Source organism: Chamaesiphon sp. OTE_20_metabat_361 (assembly GCF_031364565.1).
In genome coordinates this window covers 1-6,143 of sequence record NZ_JANLWO010000612.1, presented here as the reverse complement: position 1 = coordinate 6,143, position 6,143 = coordinate 1, and the positions used below count along the sequence as shown (strand labels likewise).

5 protein-coding genes are annotated in these 6,143 nt (G+C 47.1%); 3 read left to right on the top strand and 2 right to left on the bottom strand.

What is annotated here, in order from left to right; all coding sequences use genetic code 11:
- Positions 1-98: 98 nt before the first annotated feature.
- From RMO35_RS17610 to RMO35_RS17600, 3 genes are all read left to right on the top strand, one after another.
- Positions 99-233 carry a hypothetical protein gene (locus RMO35_RS17610; RefSeq protein ID WP_309742654.1) on the top strand — a complete coding sequence of 45 codons (135 nt, stop codon included), beginning with the start codon at positions 99-101 and terminating at the stop codon, positions 231-233.
- Between the two features lie 99 nt (positions 234-332).
- Entirely contained in the window at positions 333-1,436 is a 1,104-nt protein-coding gene (locus RMO35_RS17605) for a hypothetical protein (protein WP_309742652.1), read from the top strand.
- A gap of 292 nt (positions 1,437-1,728) precedes the next feature.
- Positions 1,729-4,110 carry a hypothetical protein gene (locus RMO35_RS17600; protein ID WP_309742650.1) on the top strand — a complete coding sequence of 794 codons (2,382 nt, stop codon included), beginning with the start codon at positions 1,729-1,731 and terminating at the stop codon, positions 4,108-4,110.
- A 1,016-nt stretch (positions 4,111-5,126) separates the two neighbouring features.
- On the opposite strand, the gene RMO35_RS17595 is transcribed toward RMO35_RS17600, so the two are convergent.
- Both RMO35_RS17595 and RMO35_RS17590 read right to left on the bottom strand, forming a co-directional pair.
- Complete coding sequence (locus RMO35_RS17595; RefSeq protein ID WP_309742648.1) at positions 5,127-5,654, bottom strand: hypothetical protein; 528 nt, start codon at positions 5,652-5,654, stop codon at positions 5,127-5,129.
- Positions 5,655-5,737: 83 nt separating this feature from the next.
- Positions 5,738-6,143 (bottom strand): ATP-binding protein (locus tag RMO35_RS17590; protein WP_309742646.1); only part of this gene is annotated, 406 nt, incomplete at its 5' end.

Sequence of the window (6,143 nt, the reverse complement as noted above, 5' to 3'; positions counted from 1 at the left end):
AATTAATAGCTCTCGAATGTATCGTTGAAGTTGCTACGCAGCCAATTTTGCCCAACGCTATCGTTTTGCATCGATCGAACTGAGTTCGACTGCGCGGAGTGGTTGGCAACTATGGCTCGATCGCCGCTGAGATTATTACAGCATTGACTGTAAATCTAAGCAATGGCGATCGGCTCGAAGATTATTTTCCAAGTAAATCAACCCGTCAACTTTGTACCGATCGAACGGTCTGAAGTTGAAACTTGGCAACCATACTCTCACGTAGTTTTGTTGACGAGTGCGATTTTCAGATAAAACTTGTGTCCGAATTATAACCTACTCGGTAGAGACTTATGAAATTTTCAGCTAAATTAACTCTTGCTCTTGCTGCTGGTTCTGCTTTATTCCCAATGGCGGCTCAAGCGTTACCAAATACTGGTACGACGGCTGCTGCGGTATCGATTAAATTTGATGGTACTTCTACAGGTAATTTCTCGATTCAGCCCGGATCGAATGCTTCTGGCGGTGGTACGGGCGTCCGCGAACTGTCTGCTGCTGTAGCAACTGGCGACACCAGTGCTGAGGCTACTGCTAGTACTTATAAAGGTGGTACTAACTCTAGTGCTAAAGGTTACAGTATGCCTGTGACTTTCTCCTACGTCAGTACTAGTGACGTGAGTAAAAAATACGATACTTCCGATCGTGTTGATTTCAACACCCGTCAAGAGAACAAATCGGACAGACTCGACACTACTACCAAAAACGCCAACTACGACAACTACAGCAACATCAATAACCAGGACAACAAAACAGCTACTAACAACCTGACTGATAACAAAAAGGCTGTCAATAACCTAACCGATGACAAAACAGCCACTAACAACCTGACTGATAACAAAAAGGCTGTTAATAACCTGACCGATGACAAAACAGCTACTAACAACCTGACTGATAACAAAGCTACCACTGACGGTAATAGCTATGGTAACAGCACGGGTAAAGGCAGCAGTAGCGTTGCTGCCAGTGATGTTGGTGCAGGTACTACGTCTAACAGTACCAAGGGTACTGCCAATAGCGGTGGCACAACTAAAACCACCAATAGCGAGTTAGCAACCAACAACAACACTACTAGCAACTTAGCAACCAACAACAATACCGACAACTCTTTCAAAACTAACAACAACACTACCAGCAACTTAGCAACCAACAACAATACCGACAACTCTTTCAAGACTAACAACAATACCACTAGTGATGTTGCCAACAGCAACGTTAATACCAGCAAAGGTGGCAACAACGACAACACTTATAAGAGTGATGTTAATAGCCAAAGCGGTAGCACAATGAACAACACCCTCAAAACTACTAACTTGAAAGAGGGTACCACAACTCTCGTTCAGTACAACTACACTGGTTCGGCGGCTGGTTTATCCTACATCCCCGCACTCGGTAAATAGAGTGGAGTTGGTGCCGATTTAGCTCGTGTGGCTCCCTTGGGAGTGCAGATGACGAGTCCTGTGTCGCTGGCTGGTGCTAATACCTAGCCATTGGCTAGCCAAACACAGAACTGAGCTGCCACCGAGCGAATTTGGAGCCAGCGGTTACTTATCAAACCAAAAAATCTACCTATCTCTAGTTTTGTTCGTGCCTGGTACAACCGAATGAACTTACTAGGATAGGTATTTTTTTCCCAACTTGCAGACAAAGGCTGTGGAGCAATAGTCGAGATCGATTTAAAACCCCCTATATATGTATTCACAGTTACCTGCATATTCTCACAATAATTATAAATTAGCCTGTTATTGCCTGACGATCGCGGGTTGGTATTTCATTTTGGGTGGTAGTGCCAACGCGCAATCGGCACCAGCGGCAATTTGGGTAAATAACGAGAATTCGATCGCTCCAGAGCAACTGGCGAGTAATACCGCTACCAATCCCGATGCGACTAGAGACAGTAGGGACAATCCGCCCGAACAGCCTGCACAGCTAGCTCCACCCGTCAATCCCCAAATTGCCCAGGTAGCACCCATCCCGACAATTATCGCGCCGCTGTTGCTCCCACCGAGCTTTCTCCCGCCCAGTCTGCCGATTATCCCGATTAATTCCGTTCTGACACCAGAACTGCTCCTCCCGCCCAATAATACGCCAGCAGTAGCGCCAATTAATGCGCCGATTGCCCCACCGCAATCGACGACAGTCAAAGATCCGCGCTTTATTATTGCCCCGCAAGTATTAGATCCCAAAGTTGTCGATCCCTTTTCGACGCAATTTATCCTCAATGGCAACAAAGTCTCGCACTTTACCACCACCGTCGTTACCACTGGCTTTGAAACTGGCAACTTTCGCAATACCGATCTGAGTTTTGATGTCTACAAGCTGATTGGAGCTAAGAATGTTCAGAGTGTCACCGCCGATCGGGTGGTACGGGTCAATAGTACGATGGATGTGGTGGGTATTCGCAGCATCGCCCAACATCAGGATATTGACGTTTCCGTCGCCCAACCGCAGACGCTACTAGGATTTCGCCAGCAGATTAGTTTGGATGCCGACTGTCTGGATGGTTCGGGGCGGACTTGTACATTTTTACCGGGACTGGTAATCGACGAGAGCGTCCTCGATCCCAATAAGTTACAGCCTACTAGCGTCAAAGTTACCTCTCAATTTGGCGATGTTATTTCGCCAGCATCCGTCACAGCAATTAGGGGAGATGGATTTGGGGGTGGGGCTAATGGTGAGAAATTTGGCATCGATTTAACCGTGCCAGTTGTCGGCGTAGTCGCCCCGCCCGAAGGCTCTCCACCGCCAGTATTAACAGGCGAACGCCAGGAGAAATTTCGGACTGGGGTGGCGGTAAATTACACCAGGATGAATCAGGATTTTGCGACAAATGGTGTAGAATCCACCTTGGGACGGACGATTCGATCGATCAATTATGTTAATGGCGATCGCAATCAATTAGTAAATGCGCTGACTAATGCGATCGGTCAAATCTTACCAGACTTTCAGACTAGTATCGCTCCTGGCAAACCGGGCGCGCGGATCGTCGTCAATCCCAATCTGTATCGAGCCGCCAGTGCCCTCCGCCTCCCCGATAATAGCCTGACGGTGTATCAAGGTGGTACTGGTTATGCACCGAGTTTTGGTGCCGATCCCAAAGTACCGCCCGGAGCCAGTCATCAAGCCCTATGGGTGGGGATGTCCCCAGTCGTCGAGCGCGAGTATCTGCGGGATTATCGCTACATTACCCTGCGCGAACCGCGCATCGTCGCAAATGGTGGCGGTGAAGGTGGCAGCCTCCCTGTCGATGTCAATCTCAATAATTTCGGCTTTAATTCCAGCGGCTTGCAAAATTCCTACGGACAAGGTTATGTCACCGTCTTAAATCGGGATGTCTCCCGCGTCGATACCGATACGATTCGCCAGCGGACGGATTACTATCCCCACATTAGTTTTACCGGGGCAAATCTGACTGAAAATAGCCTCTGGCGTTATTATACTGGCGCGATCGTCAATGCTGGATTCGAGCCAAAAACGACTACTAATATTAAAGCCTACGTCGGCACTGATTACGCCGTCGTCAATCCCCGAGGCTTGAGTTTTAATGTCGGTGGCATCGGCTACCTCAATCCCGATCCAGAATATTCCACCCAGCTTTTTGTCAATGCCACCCAAGCCATCCCGCTCGGTGCCAATCCCCGCAATAATATCACATTGGGAGTGAATGCCAATTATATTGTCGATGGCTCGATTACCCTTCAATCGCTGCCGATTCGTTCCGCTCAAAGCTTTGTCAATGCTGGTGTCGCTCTAAACTTCGGCGACATCTCGATCGGCGGTACGCAATTTTTTGGTAATATCTTATCCGAGTCCGTTGAAAATAAAACAATCTTTAATCTGAGCTGGAAAGTTAGCGACAGATTCAGAATAGGCGGATTTGTCAGTGCCTTCGATCGGAATATCTCGACCAATCCATTTGGGGCAAATCTCAGTTACGATCTAGATCCTAGTTCTAATTCGGCGATCTACTTAGGTTGGAATGCCGCCGAAATCGATTTCCGGCGCACCCTCGGCTCCACCGCTAATGTATACAAGGATAATACGATTAGTGTCTCGCTCCGCTATGGATTTTAGGCAGTTGACAGATATTTTGTAGGGTGGGCACTGCCCAACGTATAGGTTATAGAGCTTATTTGTTTATTTAAACTTTCCTGCATAAGATTCGTTAATTAATTGTCTCAACCTATTGGCATAGCATTTCTAGATAGCAACTTGGGTTAATTCTCAATTATCAATTATCAATTCTCATTCTCATTCTCAAATTTCAATTCTCAATTCTCAATTCTCAAATTTAAATTAGGTACACAACGCTATAGTGTTCTTCTTTTAGTTTTTTAAACTTATTTTTGTGTTGAGTTGGTTGTCTGTTGCTACACTTTGTGTAAAATAAAGATCTATATATATGATTAAACTGATAGTTTGTAACCTGGTAGTAGCATTCAAGGTGATAGAAGCTGTTATGAACAATTTGTTTAAGCAATGTTAAAAATTGAACATTTTATGCAACACAGCTTCAAGCATGCCGAATGCAGAAAAAAGTCAGAAAGGAAATCAGATAGCTTATGCTTTTGGAGAGCTCAAAGAAATGTGTAGTTTCTGAATTGGTTGCTCGTGCACATGCTGATAAAGCTCCAAGTCATGTACTTAATGTGTCCCAGACAGATATGTGTGAGACAAATTATTATAAGTCAATAATCAGTAGTAAAGGACCCAGTTGTAGAAACAAGTCAATCGTCAACCAGTTTCACTGAAGCAGATGTGTCAGTGACAACCACTGAACTGAGACCAAATAAAATTAAGAGCGAATGCAACAGTTTCTTGGTACCGGTACTAAACAGTGAAGCTTTACATGTTATATAGCCTGCATGTAGCTCTTTGAAAAACAACACGGAACTAGAGCAATTTGACGCTGACAAATACAAAAAGCGTGTGCATGTGTCTTGCAAATTGTGGCGTCAAAACATTGATGAGGCATACAATTTTTTAGAAACTGCACACTTTGCACAGTGCCCATCGCAACTGGTGTCAGAGCATACATATAGCCTATATGGCGAAAATCATTTAAAGTTAATAGTAGACCACGTGCTATCTTATATAAGCTGAATAAAGAAAGGAAGAAGGAAGCCATGAGCATCCTTGCCGATGAACATCCAATTGTTGTTGGTGCCCTTAAAGAAAAATCCTTCCATCGCGGCGCGGGCCTTGATGCCATAATTCTGGGTCACATAGACTACGGCCTGACAGAAATAGGCACCCGGGGGATTTTCTCCAATCATCGGGCGGGCGATTTTATCCACCTTTTCCGGATCGATTTCCTGCCATTCGCAATCAGAAACCGAAACTCGGTCGATTCCTGCATTCTTGCGCAAGGCAACGATGCTACCTTCGATCTGAAATTCGGTGATGAGCGTCTTTGTGTCGATCACCTTTCGGATCGCTTCTTGCGGGAATTTGCTGACTTGTGCGACAGGCCGGCCCTCAAGCATGTCAGCCTGCGCAAGCTGTCCGGCGATGTAGGCCGACTTGGCAGCAGTTTCGTCTGGCGGCGAATAGGTTGGCTTTTCAAGCGAGGAACAGGCCGATAACAGCAGTAGCGGAATCAATAGCAATTTTTGCATTCGCTTCAGCCTCGCTCAAAATCACGCCACGTTTTTAGGTATCGCGGCGCTTGACGCAATCGAAGATTTTAGCGCCAGACCGATCAGGCGCCCGCCCGCGGTAGCCTTAGCTTCACCAAGAGGCCACCCAGATCTTCGCTCTCGTCCAGCGTCACCGACCCACCGTAAATTTCCGCCACATCGCGAACGATTGCCAAACCCAGCCCGGTGCCGGGCTTGCCGGTATCGAGCCGCGCGCCGCGATCGAAGATGCGTTCGCGTTCTACTTCGGGGATGCCGGTGCCGTCATCCTCGACCCACACTTCGCACCACTTGGGATCGCTGACTGGATCGATGGTGACGAACACCGATCCGCCGCCGTATTTGGCCGCGTTCTCGATCAGGTTGCCGAGAATTTCGTCAAGATCCTGCCGTTCGATTGCGACCTGCGCGGCGCGGTTTCCGTCAAGATCGAAGCGCGCCTTGTCATACAGCACGGTAACCGCGCGC

What these genes read in the sequence shown, in the direction of transcription:
- RMO35_RS17605 (WP_309742652.1), top strand. Translation starts at nt 333, where the DNA reads ATGAAATTTTCAGCTAAATTAACTCTTGCTCTTGCTGCTGGTTCTGCT.
- RMO35_RS17600 (WP_309742650.1), top strand. Translation starts at nt 1,729, where the DNA reads ATGTATTCACAGTTACCTGCATATTCTCACAATAATTATAAATTAGCC.
- RMO35_RS17595 (WP_309742648.1), bottom strand. Translation starts at nt 5,654, where the DNA reads ATGCAAAAATTGCTATTGATTCCGCTACTGCTGTTATCGGCCTGTTCC.